This is a genomic window from Bradyrhizobium sp. 482_C4_N1_8 (genome assembly GCF_052075965.1).
Lineage (GTDB): Bacteria > Pseudomonadota > Alphaproteobacteria > Rhizobiales > Xanthobacteraceae > Bradyrhizobium > Bradyrhizobium barranii.
On sequence record NZ_CP197231.1, the window covers coordinates 3,252,592 to 3,267,674 of the forward strand.

The following is a 15,083-nucleotide window of genomic DNA, read 5'->3' on the forward strand; positions in this document are numbered from 1 at the left end:
GGATCAGCGCGTGTTCTGGATCGTGGTCTTCAGCCGCGCGAGGGTGTCGCGACGGGCCGCTTCCCATTTGGTGTCGTCATAGGGCAGCACCTTGACCGCCGCAAACGGCAGCATCCCCGGTGCGACTGCCTCGAGCTCGATATCCTGACGGGCAGGGCGCCGGAACGTCGCCTTCAGCAACATCTCCTGGACTTCCTTGCTGGCCAGATAGTCGACCAGCCGTTTGGCAGGCTCGGGGTTCGGTCCGCCTTTCAGGATGGCCGCGCCTTCGACGCCCGCATAGGTGCCCTCGGCCGGATAGGCGACGCTCACCGGCGCACCGTTATGGGCCCACAGGAAGCCGGCATATTCGAGCGTGATGCCAAGCGGATATTCGCCGCTGCCGATCCCGTCGAAGACCTGGGTCGAGCGGTTGAGCACCTTCGCATTCGCAAGCAGCCCGTCCATCTTGGTCCAGGCTGCGTCGTCCGCGCCCCACAGCGAGAGAAGCGTGGTCGCGGCCGCATATGAGAATCCGGAATTGGCAGGGTCGGTAAAGGCGAGCTTGCCTTTCCATTTCGGATCGAGGAGGTCTGCCCAGGCTTTGGGTCCGCTGGCCTTGTCGATCGCCTTGGTGTTCTGGCCGATCACAACGACCTGGATGTTGGTGCCCAGCCAAAGGTCGTTTGGATCGCGAAATTGCGCCGGCACGGCTTCGCGGCCCTTCGCCGCGTAAGCCTGAAGGTGCGGGCTCGCCAGCCGCAGCAGCGTCGCACTGACGCCCCAGATCACGTCGCCCTGCGGATTGGCGGCCTCGGACGCGACGCGGCGCACCAGCACACCTGATCCGGTCGAGACCACGTCGACCTTGATTCCGGTCGCCTTGGCGAAGCCTTCGGCTACAAGCTTGTTCACGGTGTCGTCGTTGGCCGAATAGAGCACGACGTTCTGCTGGGCCGAGGCCAGCTCGGCCGCGAACAGCGATGCCGCGAGCGTCACGACTCGGGCGAGGATGGAGGCAGGAGATCTCATCGTGGTTCGCCCTCGTGGGTTCAGCGATTGCTCATGCGGTTGCGGCGAGGTACTCGGTGGCCGCCTTGAGCCCGGCGCCGGGTTCGATCGGCAGGCCGAACTTCGTGAGTGCGTCCTCGAGATGCAGAAGGTCGGTCAGAATGGTCCCCGCGCTCAAAGCACCCATCGTGCCAAACCGGATGACACGGCCGGAGAGACGGTTGCGGGCGCCTGCGATCACCGTGCGGTGATCCTGGTAGAGCTGCCGCACGATGGCTCCGCCTTCGAGCCCGTCGGGGACCTTGAAAACCACGACCGTGTTCGAGCGTGGCTCATCGCGGCAAAAATCTGCGAGTCCGAGCGCCGCGCCGCCGGCGCGCAACGCGGCGGAGAGCTTCTTGTGGCGCGCGAGCACATTGGCGAAGCCTTCCTCGTGCATCATCGTCAAGGCCTCACGCAGGCCATAGATGAGGCTCACCGGTGCCGTGAACGCGGTCTCGTTCTGCTCTGCGGATTTCAGCGCGCGACGGAAATCCCAATAGAAGGCCGATCGCTGCTGGTCCTGCCCGATCACGCGCCACGCCTTGGCGCTGACGCTGGCAAGTGCGAGGCCGGGTGGGCACATCAAGGCCTTTTGCGAGGCCGAGACAACGATGTCGACGCCCCATTCGTCCTGCCGCATCGCGATGCCGCCGAGACCGCTGACGGAGTCTGCGATGAGCAGCGTTGGCCGGTCGCGCACCAGTGCGCCGAGCGCCGCGAGATCGGCCACGATCCCGGTCGAGCTCTCATTGTGCACGACGACGACGGCGCGATAGGCGTGCTCGCGCAATCGGGCTTCCACCGCGGCGACATCGATCGCCTGGCCCCATTCGATCGCGACCGTGTCGACGGTGATGTTCATGGCCTTGGCGATCGTGGTGAAACGCTCACCGAACTGACCATGCTCGACTACGAGGATCCGATGGCCCGGTCCGGCCACGTTGACGAGCGCAGCCTCCATAACGCCGGTTCCGGAGCTCGCAAAGAACAGGATGCGGTTCGTCGTGCCTAAAATCGGGCGGATCATCTCCTCCGCCTCGCCGATTGCAGTCCGGCATTCGGGTCCGCGATGGTTGACCATCACCCGAGCCATCGCCTGCCGCACCCGCTCGGGCACTTCGGTTGGACCGGGAAGCCGAAGACGGTATCCCGTCGAAGCAATGGCGCTCGGAGTGTCTGTGGTCGTCATAGCTTGAAGTCACCGTTTTGACGCATGTAGGGAACGAGGCCGCCCGCGCGCAGGATCGCCAGCATAATCGGCGGCAGCGGCTCCGGGCTGAGCGTCTCGCCGCTGCGTTCGTTGCGGATCGCGCCGGTGCCGTCGGAGATCAGGATGTCGCCCTCGCGAATCCCGCCGGTTTCGCAGACAAGCGGCAGCAGGCCGTTGTTGATCGCGTTGCGGTAGTAGGTGCGCGAGAAGCTTCGCGCCATCACCGCCGGAATGCCGGCCCCGAGCACGGTCGTGACGGCAACCTCCATCGCCGAGCCGCAACCGAAATTCTTGCCCGCCACCAGGATGTCTCCGGGTTGCACAGAAGCTGCAAAGGTCGGATCGACATGCTCGAACAGGAATTGCCTGAGAACGGCGGGGTCGAGGCTCTCCCGCTTGCGGGTCGAGCTGATGATGGAGTCGGTGTTGACGTCGTCGCCGACAAGTCGCGCGCGTCCTCGCAGGGCTGTCATCGCGACACCTCGCGAGGATCGGTCACGACACCGCGGGTCGCGGCGGCTGCGCAAGCTGCCGGGGAGGCGAGATAGATCGATGCCTTGGCGTTGCCCATGCGGCCTTTGAAGTTGCGGTTGGCGGTCGAGATCACCGAAACCCCGTCGCCGGGGATCACCCCGCAGGTCCCGCAGCAGGAGCCGCAGCCCGGCTCGACCACGGTGGCGCCGAAGCCGACCAGGGCGTCGAGCGTGCCATCGGCCGCCATGGCGTCGCGGACCTCGCGCGATGCCGGCGTGACCACGAGCTGCACGCCGGGTGCAACGCCTCCACCCGCCTCGAGCACGGCGAGGGCTTGATGGAAGTCGCGTAACCTGCCGCCCGTGCAGGTGCCGAGATAGACCATCTGTACCGGCGTGCCGGCCGCATCCTCGAGCGCCACGACCTGATCCACCAGATGCGGCAGCGCGATCCGCGGCGTGAGGGCGTCGAGCGCGATCTCCACGGTCCGGCTGTAGTGCGCATCCGGATCCGCTGCGACCGGTTCGAAAGCCTGGCCGGTGCGGCCCTGCAGATAGGCGACGGTTTCAGCATCGGCCGGGAAGATGCCGGTCTTCGCGCCCATCTCGACCGCGAGATTGCTCAGGACGAGGCGGTCCTCCAGCGCGAGGGTGGCGACACCCGGTCCCGCGAATTCGAGTGCCTGATAGGCGGCACCGTCAGCGCCGAGCATGCCCGCGAGGGCCAGTGCGATATCCTTCGCATAGACGCCGCTCGGCAGTTGTCCGGTCAGGACGACGCGGATCGAATCCGGCACGCGCAGCCAGATCCGGCCACACAGCATGACCGCGGCGAGATCGGACGAGCCGATCCCGGTCGCAAAGCAATTCAGTGCCCCGTATGTCACGGCATGGCTGTCGGCTCCGACGACCAGACCACCCGGCAGAGCGCGGCCCGTCTCCACGATGAGCTGGTGACCGATTCCTTCACCGGCTTCATGCAGCGTGACGCTGAACCGCCTGGCGAAGTCCCGCATCACGCGGTGCAGCTCGATCGTCTGCGGGCTTGTCGGCGGCACGTAATGGTCGAGCGCAAAGACCAATCGGGCGGCATCGCGCACGTTCTCTCCGCCCATCGCCTTGAAATAGTCGAGCGCCATCGGGACCGAACCGTCGGTGCCGAGCGCGCAATCGACCTCGCAGACCACGAGGTCCCCGGCGTGCGCATCCTGCCCGGATTTTCGAGCGAGGATCTTCTCGGAGATCGTACGCCCGGCCATCGCTAGACCTCTGGCATCTCGCAGCCGAGACGTCGGAGCGAGGCGTCGACCCAGCTACGATCGAGCGTACCGGCTTCGATCGCCGCCATTTGCTTGGTCTCGGCAGACTGCTTGGCTTCGGCTGCCTCGATCACCGCTCGGCAATCGTCGATGGCGACGGCTAGCACGCCGTCGTCGTCGCCCAGCACCAAATCGCCGGACTGGATGACCATGCCGCCGATCGCGATCGGTCCGTTGATCTCGCCCGGACCGTCTTTGTACGGACCGCGATGGGTGACACCCGCCGCGAAAACGGGAAGGGGGTTTGCCCGGATCGCAGCGGCATCGCGGATCGCGCCATGGATAACGATGCCGGCGACGCCGCGCCGGGCGGCCTGCGCGAGCATCATCTCGCCGAAGATTGCGTTGCTGAGGTCGCCGCCCGCATCGACCACGATGACGTCGCCGGCAACCGCGATGTCGAGCGCTTTGTGGACCATCAGATTGTCGCCGGGGCGCGTCTTCACGGTCAAAGCGGGACCGGCCATGCCGCCAGCCGCATGCATCGGCCGGAGCGTGGCGCCGCCAGCGGCCATGCGCGACATCACATCGCTGATGTTGGCGACCGGAAGGGCGCGAGCCCGTTCGACCCATTCGCTTGCGACAACACGCTTGCGGGAAAGGATCCTGAACCCTACGGCCATATCAACCCCATTGAAAATGGAACGGCGTTACGCATAGTGTAACGGTGACGAGCCGAGGTCAACCGAAAATCGGCAGGACAGGGATTTTCGATGCCCAAGACGCAAGGGGTCGCCGCCGTGCAACGGGCGTTGGCGATCCTGGATACCTTCGCTGGAGCCGGGTCGCGCAGCCTGGCCGACATCGCCAAGATCACGGGCTTGGCGAAACCGACCGTGATGCGCTCGCTGGTGTCGCTGGATGAAGCCGGCTACGTCGTCCGCCTCAGCGACGGCCGCTACGCGCTCGGCGCAAAGACATTCCAGCTCGGCACCACCTATCGGGCCAATTTCAATCTCGAACAGCATGTGCTGCCGGTCCTTCAGCGGCTAAGCCAGGAGACGTTGGAGAGCAGTGCGTTCCACGTGCGTGAACGCGATAGCCGGCTCTGTCTGTTTCGGGTGGATTCGCCGCAGCTCGTGCGCGACGTCGCGCGGCCCACAAACCTCGCGCCACTCGATTTGACCTCGACGGGACAAGTGCTGCGGACGGCGCGCTGGGCAGACCGCACGGATGGCGGCGTGCAGGTCTTCGTCAGTTCCGGAATCTACGACGCTGTGACGGCCTCCCTCTCCACCGCCGTTTTCGGCCACGACGGAGCGCTGGTGGGCGCCATGACCGTGAGCGGCCCAATCGAACGCATCCGTCAGGCCGACCTCCAGGCGCTGGCGTCCCGGCTCACCGACGCTTCGTATCGGCTCTCACTTGTGCTCGGCGCGCCATTGCGCCGCGAGGTCGGCGCGCCGCGGATCATCAGTCTGCCATCGGCCGAAACAGGCTCTCCCTGACGCCGCCCCGTTCGGGGCAGGGCACTATTTTCGACCGGCAAGCTCGTGAATAGACTCCGCTCAGGTCTTGTACAGACTGTAGACGCTGGACTCCAAGCTCGCCTCCGCAACTCTGAATCCGGTCACGATGTCCTCGCGAAACTTGAGCCATTCGGCGTAGATCAGCCTACGCCCCACCATTGCCGGTAGGTCAGGCGAAGTGCGGTGAGGAATACACACGTATGGAAGTGAGCTAGCCGGTTGCGCGCGGGAGCATGCCCTTGGCGGTAATCTCCGCCGAAAGTTCTTCGATCGTCTTGCGTTGTTCCATGGCGGCTTTGCGGATCAGCGCAAAGGCGGCTGGTTCTGCGAGCGCGTGCGAGTGCATCACCTGGAGAACGGCGGCGAGCACGACGCGACGCGACCGAAGACGCTGCTCGAGCTTGAGCACCTGCTGCTTCAATTCGCTGGTGCGTTCGCTTCGCTCGATTGCCATGACGAGCGCCGCGTAGATGCCGGCCGAACGCAACGGCTTGACCAGGAACGAGGCTGGATCGAGCTCGAACACTAGCTTCAGCCGGCTTGGCGTTTCGGTGCCGAGCAGGGCGATGACCGGGCAGCGTCCCAGGAACGCGCGTCGTGCCGGTTGCGTCAAAGGCAGGAACTCGTCATCGATCAACGCCAGATCCGGCGCGAAGTCGATCGCCTCTGTCGGCTCCCACGCGATGCTGTCGACCCCAAGACGCTCGAACTGGCGTCGCACGATGGTTGCGTCGCGTTCGTCCTTGATGGCGACGATTGCCTTACGCCCGCGCAGCGAAAATGAAGACGGTCTGCTCATTTTACAACCCGCAAATGCGGCGCATTCGGCAATGCGCCGCCCGCCGAGGTCTCCCTCGAAGGGCTGACGGCAACGTCGAGCTGCGTCAGGTAAGGATCAGGCTTAACAGGCGCGTCGGCTTCCCAGAAGATATCAAACTGTCCTCGCGGATTGGAAACGGCAAGCCGCGGTGTAAGGACGCAATGATTGTTGCCGCCGTCGATCCAGACCGGTCCTTGCGGCGAATTGTAGCGATGGCCGGCCGCGGCGCGCCGCACCTCGGCGATGTTCGATGTGCCAGCGCGCTGCAACGCGCGCGCCAGCAGATAGACGGCGACATAGGCGGACTGCCCGTCGACCGAGGGGCTGCTGTCGTCGCCATAGCGCGCCTTCCAGCGTGCAACGAATGCGCGGTTCTCCGGCAGGCGGATGCTCTCGAAATAGGCCGATGACGTGATGCAGCCGGCCGACGCCGGTCCGACGATCGACAGTTCCGGTTCGCACAGGCTGCAGCTCAGCATCGGAATCTCGAGCCCGGCGGCCTTGGTGCCGGCGTGGAAGGCGCGAATGAAGTCGTAGCTCGAGCTTCCGACCAACGTGTTGAAGACGATCGGCGGCTTGCGGCGGACGATCTCGTCGACGATGTGCCCAACGGCGCTTTCGCCGAGTTCGAGCAGCCGTTCGGCCAGGATGTGGCCGTCTGCCGCGCTGACCAACTCCCGGGTGACGCGATTGGTCTCCCATGTCCAAACGTAATTGGAGCCGACGCAGAAGATCTCCCGTGACAGATTGTCGAGCACGTACCGGACGAGCGGCAGGACGTTGTGATTGGGCGAGGCGCCGACATAAATGACGTTGTCGGAGCACTCGAAGCCCTCGTAGCGCGCAGGATACCAGAGCAGGCGATCGGTGCGCTCCACGATCGGCAGAACTTGTTTGCGCGACGCCGACGTGTAGCAGCCGATGATGTGCTCGACGCCGACATTGCGGATGAGATCGTCGCAGACCGTATGGTATTCGGAGATGATGCCGCGAGGATCGCGGATATGAGCGGCAATCGAGAAGCCGAACTCCGTCTGGTTGTTGATCTCGTCGACCGCCATCATCGCGCTCTTGAGGATCTCGCGGCCCATAGCCTGATATGGCCCGGACTGTGAGCAGATGATGCCAACGGGAACAGACGGTTTTGTCATTGACGACTTTCGGTAGTGCAACGCGAAGATGAAATCATCATCGGCGATGACAGTGCAAGTGGCTTGCCGTTTTGCTGCGCAGCACTATCGAAATTTAGGCAGAGAGCATCGTTGACAATGCGATGGGCAGTTACTTAGACTTTTCTCCTACAGGGCTACCTGTCGAACCTCGCGTGCGCCGATCTGGCCGATGACGTCCAGCTCCTTGCACTAAGTGCTTCGTTCGATTGCGGCCCCTAAGCGATAGATCATAGCCGCGGCATTTGAGCCATTCGTCGCCTCATTCGGGAGGGACGGGTGGCTTTTTTCGTTTGCCGCCAAGGAAGCTGGCGATGCGTCCGCGTCGCCAGAACGGTGACGCATGCGCGGAGACGACCGCGCGTCACATCGAGTGTGAGGAAGAAGAACGATGGCGGCAACAGATCTCCACTATCTCGGACTCGTCGACGTCGGGCGGAAGATCCAGGCGAAGGAGCTGTCGCCGGTCGAAGCGACCAAAGCGATGCTCGGGCGGATCGAGAAGCTCGACGGCAAGCTCAAGAGTTTCGCTTATGTGATGGCTGACTCGGCGCTCGCGGACGCTGCCACGGCCGAGAAGGAGATCGCTTCCGGCAAGATCAAGGGGCCGCTGCATGGTGTGCCAGTGGCGGTCAAGGATCTCTGCTGGGCCAAGGGCGCGCCGGCGGCCCATGGCATGACCATTCATCGAGATTTCCGTCCCACCGAGGATGCAACGGTAGTTGCGCGGTTGAAGGATGCCGGCGCCATCATCCTCGGCAAGCTGCAGCAAACCGAGGGCGCGTACGCCGATCATCACCCGAAGATCGACCCACCGAAGAACCCGTGGAACGCGGATCTCTGGCCCGGCGCATCCTCGAGCGGCTCCGGCGTCGCTACTGCGGCGGGCCTCTGCTTCGGCTCGCTCGGCACCGATACGGGCGGATCAATCCGCTTTCCGTCCGCGGCTAACGGCGTCACCGGGCTCAAGCCGACCTGGGGGCGCGTCAGCCGCTACGGCGCATTCGAGCTTGCGGCGACGCTGGATCATATCGGCCCGATGGCAAGGAGCGCGGTCGATTGCGGCGCCATCCTCGGCGTGATCGCGGGTCAGGACCCCAAGGACACGACGTCGGTTCCGCTGCCCGTACCTGACTATCTCGCCAGTTTGTCCGGCGACCTTCGCGGCGTGACGATCGGCGTCGACCGGCGCTGGACCAGCGAAGGCACCGATGGCGATGCGGCCAAGGTGTTGACCGAGGGTCTGCGTGTAGCGGCCGATCTCGGCGCGAAGATCAAGGAGATCGCGTTCCCCGATCCCAAGGCGGTCATCGATGACTGGTTCCCGCTGTGCGGCATCGAGGTCGCCGTCGCGCACGAGGACACCTATCCCGCGCGCAAGGACGAGTACGGCCCGGCACTCGCTGGCCTGCTCGATCTCGGTCGGCAGCAGTCCGGCATGGACTATCAGAAGATCGTGCTCCGGCGCGAAGCGTTTCGTGGCGCCGTCCGCCTTCTGTTCGAATCGGTCGATCTCCTCGCAGTGCCGGCCCAGGCGTTCGCCGCGCCCACGCTCGCCAAGATGGCGTCGCTCGGCGAGGACGCATCGCTGATCGCAGGATTGCTTCGCTTCACATGCCCGTTCGACATGACGGGAAGCCCGACCGTGACGCTACCCGGCGGCTTCGCCGCGAATGGCGGTCCGGTTGGCTTCCAGTTCGTCGGTCGTCATTTCGATGAGGCCGGCCTCGTTCGCGCGGGCGATGCGTTCCAGCGCGTCACCGACTGGCACAAGCGTCATCCCGGGATCTGAGTTGAGGAGCCATTCGTATGTCTGCAGAAGACTGGGTGAAGAATTCCATCATGGCCAAGCGTGCGGTCGCCAAAGGCGCGACCGGGGCGACGCATAGCCTGACGATCGAAGAGCAGGGCGGCTTCCACTACGTCTACGGTCCCTATGCAAAGCCGACCCTGTCGATCGACCCCGGCGGAGTGGTGGTTGTCGAGACGGAGGATGCGTTCGGCGGTGTGCTCACCAGCGAGAGCGACAGCCCCACCGCCAAACTGAACTTTCCCTATCTCAACCCGCAATGCGGGCCGATCGCCGTCAAGGGCGCCAAGAAGGGCGATTGCCTCGCGATCTACATCCGCGACGTCGAGACGCGGGGTGAACAGCCGGCCGGTACGACCTGCATCATTCCGGAATTCGGCGGGTTGGTCGGAACAAGCTCGACGGCGCTGCTCAATCCGCCCCTGCCGGAGCGCGTGAAGAAGCTGCATGTCGACAGGAACGGCATACGCTGGAACGACAAGATCACGCTGCCCTACGAGCCGTTCATCGGCACCATCGGCGTCTCGCCGGAGATCGAGGCGATCTCGTCGCTGCAGCCTGACTACCACGGCGGCAACATGGATCTGCCCGACGTCGCGCCTGGCGCGATCATCTACTTCCCGGTGCATACCGACGGCGGGATGCTCTACGTCGGCGACTGCCATGCGACGCAAGGCGACGGTGAGCTCTCCGGCGTGGCGCTCGAGCAGCGCGCGACCGTCACGCTGCAGGTCGACCTGATCAAGAACTGGAGCTTTGCCTGGCCGCGGCTCGAGACCAAGGACTTCATCATGACGATCGGCAGCGCGCGTCCGCTCGAGGACGCGGCGCGTATCGCCTATCGCGAGCTCGTGCGCTGGATGGCGGCCGACTACGGCTTCGACGAGATCGACGCCTACATGCTGCTCAGCCAAGCCGGGCGGATGCGCCTCGGCAACATGGTCGACCCTAAATACACGATGGGAGCATCGATCCTGAAGAATTACCTCAAGCCATGACATCCAGTCGCTTTCAGAAACAGGGGATATCACGATGAGTTCGGGACGCAAGTTAGGGATGGTTTTGCTCGGCGCCATGCTCGGTACCGCAGCGGCAATGACCGTTGCTCGGGCCGCGGAACCACCGTTGAAGGTGGGTCTGCTCGAGGACGTGTCGGGCGATCTCGCCTTCATGGGCATGCCGAAGCTGCACGGCTCGCAGCTGGCCGTCGAAGAGATCAACAAGAGCGGCGGTATCCTTGGTCGGCAGATCGAGTTGATTCACCTCGATCCGCAGGGCGACAACGCGCGCTATCAGGAGTTCGGCCGTCGATTGCTCAACCGCGACAAGGTCGACGTGCTGATCGGCGGCATCACCTCGGCCTCGCGCGAGGCGCTGCGTCCCATCGTCGATCGCACCTCGACACCGTACTTCTACACCAACCAGTATGAAGGCGGTGTCTGCGACGCCAGCATGATCAGCATGGGCGCGGTGCCGGAGCAGCAATTCTCGACGCTGATTCCATGGATGGTCGAGAAGTTCGGCAAGAAGGTCTATGTCATCGCCGCCGATTACAATTTCGGTCAGATTTCCGCGGAGTGGAACCGCAAGATCATGAAGGATCTCGGCGGCGAGGTCGTCGGCGAGGAGTTCATTCCGCTCGGCGTGTCGCAGTTCGCGCAGACCATCCAGAACATCCAGAAGGCGAAGCCGGATTGGTTGCTCACGATCAATGTCGGCGCTGCCCAGGATTCATTCTTCGAGCAGGCGGCTGCGGCCAACCTCAATCTGCCGATGGGATCGTCGATCAAGGTGATGCTCGGCTTCGAGCACAAGCGGTTCAAGCCGCCGGCGCTTAACAACATGCATGCGACTGCGAATTGGTTCGAGGAGATCGACACGCCAGAGGCTACCGAGTTCAAGAAGCGCTGGCACGCGAAATTCCCTGACGAGCTCTACATCAACGACATGGGCTACAATGCCTATAATGCGCTCTACATGTACAAGGCGCTGGTCGAGAAGGCGAAGTCGATCAAGCTCGACGACATGCGCAAGGTCATCGCGACCGGCGATGCATGCATCGACGCTCCCGAAGGCAAGGTGTGCATCGATCCGAAGAGCCAGCACACCTCGCACCGCATGCGCCTGATCTCGGTCGGGCCGAAGCATGAGGTGAAGGTCGAGAAGGACTATGGGACGATCCAGCCGTACTGGCTTGGCGAAATCGGTTGCGATCTCACCAAGAAGAACGACAAGGACCAGTACACGCCGAGCCATCTCCCGAAGAAATCGTGACGCCTGACGGGCACGGATTTTGCTCGTATTGAGAGTTGTGCTCTTGGACAAGGCCGGCGCCGCAACGATGCGGCGCCGGGATCGACAAAGGGACCAAGATGTCGGCTGAAGTATTCTCGGTATTCTATCAGTTCGCCGACGTGTTCGCGTTCCTCATTCTCTCGGCCGCAGGTCTCGCTATCGTGTTCGGCATGATGGGCGTCATCAATATGGCGCATGGCGAGTTCATCATGTGCGGCGCCTATGTCACCGTTGGCCTGGTGAATCTGGGCGTTCCGCTCGCGATTGCCCAGATCCTGGCCGCGCTGACGGCGGGACTCATCGGTGTCGCCGTCGAGTTCCTGATCGTGCGGCGCTTCTACAAGCGGCCGCTGGATTCTCTGCTCGCCACTTGGGGGCTCAGCCTCATCGTGACGCAATCGATGCTCCTGATTGTCGGTTCAGCCGTGCGGGGCATCGGAACGCCCGAAGGAAGCTTCGCAATCGGCGGCTACACGTTTTCGACCTATCGTCTGGTTCTGTTCGGTTGCGCGGTGGCCGTGCTGGGCGGTCTCTACATCGTTTTCATGAAGACGCGCTTTGGTGTGATCGCCCGGGCGACGATGCAGAATGCGGCGATGGCGAAGGCGCTGGGCGCGCGAACGGGCCGAATCTATTCGATCAGTTTCGGGATCGGCACCGGCCTTGCCGGACTTTGTGGGGCGCTCTACGCGCCAACGATGACGCTGATCCCGACCATGGGGGCGACCTTCGTGGTCGAAAGCTTCGTTACGGTCGTAATTGGAGGGGCAAACGTGCTGCTCGGAACAGCGCCGGCCGCTGTGTTCCTGGCGATGATCCGGATGGCGCTGAACGCGAGCTACGGCCAGATCATCGGACAGATTGGCATGCTGGTCGCCGTTATTTTGATCATTCGGGTGTTGCCCGAGGGGCTCTCCAGCGTTCTGGTTCGTCGTGGGCGCTAAAGGGAATTTTTGATGTTCAAGCTGCTGGAAGGTCCGCAGACGCTCGGACGTGGCAAGATCTTCTGGTCCTGCTTCCTTGCAGTGCTCGCGGGCGCACTGACATATCCGCTGTTCGCCGACTCCTATGATGTGGGGAATTTCGCCTATTTCCTGATCTGGATATTCATGGCGCTCGGCCTTTGCCTGATGTGGGGCTATGGCGGGATGCTGTCGTTCGGCCAGACCTTGTTCTTCGGCATCGCCGGTTACGGATATGGCGTGCTCGCGATTAACATGGGCGGCGGCACCGCAACGATCGCCGCGCTTGCGCTGTCCGTTGTCCTTGCGATGGTGGCGGCCGGCATCCTCGGCTATTTCATGATCTGGGGTGGCATCAACGGCATCTTCTTCGGGATCGTGACGCTGTCTGCGACGCTGGTGCTTGCCTTCTTCCTCGGCCAGACCGCGGGGCCCGAATGGCACATCGGCCCGGCGCGGCTGAATGGCTTCAACGGCATGAAGGGCATGGACCCGCTCGCCGTCGGCGACTTCTATATCGAGGGATCGGCGCTCTACTACGTCATGATCGCGCTGATCGTGATCGTCTATCTCGCGTTGCGCATGCTCGTGAATTCGGGCATCGGCAACGTCATCGTGGCGACGCGCGAGAACCCGCAGCGCGCCGAGATGCTGGGTTATGACGTCCGGAAATACCAGCTCCTGACCTTCGTGATCGGCAGCGGCCTCGCAGGGCTGAGTGGTGCGCTGTACACGTCCTGGGGCCAATTCATCACGCCGTCCAGCATCGGCCTGCCTGCGGCGGCGATGCCCATCGTATGGGTGGCTTTCTCCGGACGGAGCGATCTGACCGCAACTCTGGTCGGATCGTTCCTGCTGCTGTTCGGCTTTCAGACCATCACGGTCTACAGCCAGCAGGCAGCACTCGTGCTGATGGGAGCGCTGCTGCTCGCCACGGTGATGCTGGCGCCGCAAGGTTTTGTGCTCGGCATCGGCAAGCTTGCTGCCGATTGGTGGAGCGGACGTCGGCGGCGCGATGATAGCCCCGTCATGGCGGAGGCTGGTCGCTTGCACCCGGAAGAATCCTGATCATGGCGCTGGTCGAAGTCAAAGGCGTATCCAAGCGTTTTGGCGGATTGACCGCAGTCTCCGACGTCGACCTCACGGTCAACGCCGGCGAGGTCCACTGCCTGATCGGACCCAATGGCGCCGGCAAGAGCACATTGTTCAAGCTGATCGTGGGTCTCTACCCGCCGAGCCAGGGCAGCATCCTGTTCGATACCGTCGACATCACCAAGGAGCGTCCCTACGCACGCGTGCAGCGAGGCATGAGCATCAAGATGCAGGCTCCGAGCGTGTTCAAGGAGCTGCCGGTTCGGCAAAACATCCAGACTGCGCTCCAGGAACGACTGTCCGGCGCGGAACGCATCGCCGAGGAGGATCGCCTGCTGACTCTGCTCAACCTGGGGCCGGACAGCGATAAGCTCGCGGGTGCGCTGTCGCATGGCCAGCAGCAATGGCTCGAGATCGGGATGGCGCTGGCGCTGAAGCCGCAACTCCTGCTGCTGGACGAGCCGACTGCCGGCATGTCGCCGGAGGAAACCTTCAAGACCGGCGAGCTGATCAAGTCGTTCAATGCAGAGGGCATGACGGTCCTTGTCGTCGAGCATGACATGGCCTTCGTGCGCCAGGTCGCCCAGCGCGTCACGGTGCTGCATCTCGGCAAGATTTTCGCACGCGGCGATCTCGAAAGCATTTTGCAGGACGCGAAAGTCGCGGAAATTTATCTCGGTAAGACGCATGCTCACTGAACCCAAGCCCACTGACCGGATTCTGGACGTATCGGAATTATGGGCGGGATACGGTGCGACGCCGATTCTGCAGGGCGTCACCATGTCGGTCTCCCGCGGCGAGATTGTCGGCGTGATCGGCCGTAACGGTGTCGGCAAGTCGACTCTGATGCGGTGCCTGATCGGTTTGCTGCAAACCTGGCGTGGCACGATCAGCTTCATGGAGCAGGACGTAACAAAGCTCGAAGCCGACGCGCGGGCGAGGGCGGGCTTCGGCTACATCCCGCAGGGACGCGATGTCTTTCCGCAGATGACCGTCGAGGAAAACCTGCAGGTCGGCGAGTTGATCGGCGGTCCCGGCGGCAAGAAGCTGCCTGAACTCGTCTATGAGTATTTTCCGCGACTGAAGGAACGCCGGCGGCAGGCCGCAGGCACGATGTCGGGCGGCGAGCAGCAACAGCTCGCCATAGGCCGCGCGCTGATCGGCAATCCGTCCTTGATGATCCTGGACGAGCCGTCCGAGGGTATCCAGCCCTCGATCGTCCAGCACATCTGCGAGGCGCTGAGATCGTTCCGGAACGAGCTCGGGACCACCATCATCTTCGTCGAGCAGAACCTCGACACGATCCTGGCAATCGCCGAGCGTTGTTACATCATGGAGAAGGGCAAGATCGCGCAGTCGCTGGCGGGTGGCGAGGTTAACGAGGACAATGTCCGCGAGCAGCTCCTGCTCTGAACGGCCGCATGGCATGTTT

15 protein-coding genes are annotated in these 15,083 nt (G+C 63.4%); 8 read left to right on the forward strand and 7 right to left on the reverse strand.

Annotated elements, in window-relative coordinates; all coding sequences use genetic code 11:
• Window positions 1-3: 3 nt before the first annotated feature.
• Genes AB7Z56_RS15090 through AB7Z56_RS15110 form a run of 5 tightly spaced genes read right to left on the reverse strand, consistent with a single transcriptional unit; the run spans window position 4 to window position 4,657 of the window.
• Window positions 4-1,011 carry an extracellular solute-binding protein gene (locus AB7Z56_RS15090; protein WP_085404245.1) on the reverse strand — a complete coding sequence of 336 codons (1,008 nt, stop codon included), beginning with the start codon at window positions 1,009-1,011 and terminating at the stop codon, window positions 4-6.
• 31 nt (window positions 1,012-1,042) lie between these two features.
• Window positions 1,043-2,221: a pyridoxal-phosphate-dependent aminotransferase family protein gene (locus AB7Z56_RS15095; RefSeq protein WP_441256353.1), complete on the reverse strand. Its 1,179-nt coding sequence runs from the start codon at window positions 2,219-2,221 to the stop codon at window positions 1,043-1,045.
• On the reverse strand, window positions 2,218-2,715 hold the full coding sequence (locus tag AB7Z56_RS15100) for a LeuD/DmdB family oxidoreductase small subunit (RefSeq protein ID WP_085404246.1): 498 nt from the start codon (window positions 2,713-2,715) through the stop codon (window positions 2,218-2,220). The genes AB7Z56_RS15095 and AB7Z56_RS15100 overlap by 4 nt, the downstream gene beginning before the upstream one ends.
• On the reverse strand, window positions 2,712-3,974 hold the full coding sequence (locus tag AB7Z56_RS15105) for a 3-isopropylmalate dehydratase large subunit (protein WP_085404247.1): 1,263 nt from the start codon (window positions 3,972-3,974) through the stop codon (window positions 2,712-2,714). Before AB7Z56_RS15105 ends, AB7Z56_RS15100 begins: the two co-directional genes overlap by 4 nt.
• Window positions 3,975-3,976: 2 nt before the next feature.
• Window positions 3,977-4,657, reverse strand: coding sequence for an RraA family protein (locus AB7Z56_RS15110; protein WP_085404248.1), 681 nt, complete (start codon window positions 4,655-4,657; stop codon window positions 3,977-3,979).
• A gap of 90 nt (window positions 4,658-4,747) precedes the next feature.
• On the opposite strand from AB7Z56_RS15110, the gene AB7Z56_RS15115 reads away from it, so the two are divergent.
• On the forward strand, window positions 4,748-5,482 hold the full coding sequence (locus tag AB7Z56_RS15115) for an IclR family transcriptional regulator (RefSeq protein ID WP_085404249.1): 735 nt from the start codon (window positions 4,748-4,750) through the stop codon (window positions 5,480-5,482).
• Between the two features lie 232 nt (window positions 5,483-5,714).
• On the opposite strand, the gene AB7Z56_RS15120 is transcribed toward AB7Z56_RS15115, so the two are convergent.
• Entirely contained in the window at window positions 5,715-6,302 is a 588-nt protein-coding gene (locus AB7Z56_RS15120; RefSeq protein WP_085404250.1) for an ANTAR domain-containing response regulator, read from the reverse strand.
• Complete coding sequence (locus AB7Z56_RS15125) at window positions 6,299-7,474, reverse strand: transporter substrate-binding domain-containing protein (protein WP_063982316.1); 1,176 nt, start codon at window positions 7,472-7,474, stop codon at window positions 6,299-6,301. Before AB7Z56_RS15125 ends, AB7Z56_RS15120 begins: the two co-directional genes overlap by 4 nt.
• Before the next feature lie 409 nt (window positions 7,475-7,883).
• Between AB7Z56_RS15125 and AB7Z56_RS15130 the strand changes: the two genes are divergently transcribed.
• The 7 genes from AB7Z56_RS15130 to AB7Z56_RS15160 all read left to right on the forward strand — a co-directional run bounded on the left by AB7Z56_RS15130 (window position 7,884) and on the right by AB7Z56_RS15160 (window position 15,064).
• Window positions 7,884-9,284, forward strand: a complete 1,401-nt coding sequence (locus tag AB7Z56_RS15130; protein WP_085404251.1) for an amidase — start codon at window positions 7,884-7,886, stop codon at window positions 9,282-9,284.
• A 17-nt stretch (window positions 9,285-9,301) separates the two neighbouring features.
• The gene (locus tag AB7Z56_RS15135) at window positions 9,302-10,300 is read left to right on the forward strand and encodes an acetamidase/formamidase family protein (protein ID WP_085404252.1); all 999 of its coding nucleotides are present in this window, start codon (window positions 9,302-9,304) and stop codon (window positions 10,298-10,300) included.
• A 58-nt stretch (window positions 10,301-10,358) separates the two neighbouring features.
• On the forward strand, window positions 10,359-11,576 hold the full coding sequence (locus tag AB7Z56_RS15140) for an urea ABC transporter substrate-binding protein (RefSeq protein ID WP_084795064.1): 1,218 nt from the start codon (window positions 10,359-10,361) through the stop codon (window positions 11,574-11,576).
• Between the two features lie 98 nt (window positions 11,577-11,674).
• On the forward strand, window positions 11,675-12,541 hold the full coding sequence (locus tag AB7Z56_RS15145) for an ABC transporter permease subunit (protein WP_028151201.1): 867 nt from the start codon (window positions 11,675-11,677) through the stop codon (window positions 12,539-12,541).
• Between the two features lie 12 nt (window positions 12,542-12,553).
• The gene (locus AB7Z56_RS15150) at window positions 12,554-13,627 is read left to right on the forward strand and encodes a branched-chain amino acid ABC transporter permease (protein ID WP_085404253.1); all 1,074 of its coding nucleotides are present in this window, start codon (window positions 12,554-12,556) and stop codon (window positions 13,625-13,627) included.
• Window positions 13,628-13,629: 2 nt separating this feature from the next.
• The gene (locus AB7Z56_RS15155) at window positions 13,630-14,349 is read left to right on the forward strand and encodes an ABC transporter ATP-binding protein (protein ID WP_085404254.1); all 720 of its coding nucleotides are present in this window, start codon (window positions 13,630-13,632) and stop codon (window positions 14,347-14,349) included.
• On the forward strand, window positions 14,339-15,064 hold the full coding sequence (locus AB7Z56_RS15160; protein ID WP_135214633.1) for an ABC transporter ATP-binding protein: 726 nt from the start codon (window positions 14,339-14,341) through the stop codon (window positions 15,062-15,064). The genes AB7Z56_RS15155 and AB7Z56_RS15160 overlap by 11 nt, the downstream gene beginning before the upstream one ends.
• The last annotated feature ends 19 nt before the right edge of the window (window positions 15,065-15,083 follow it).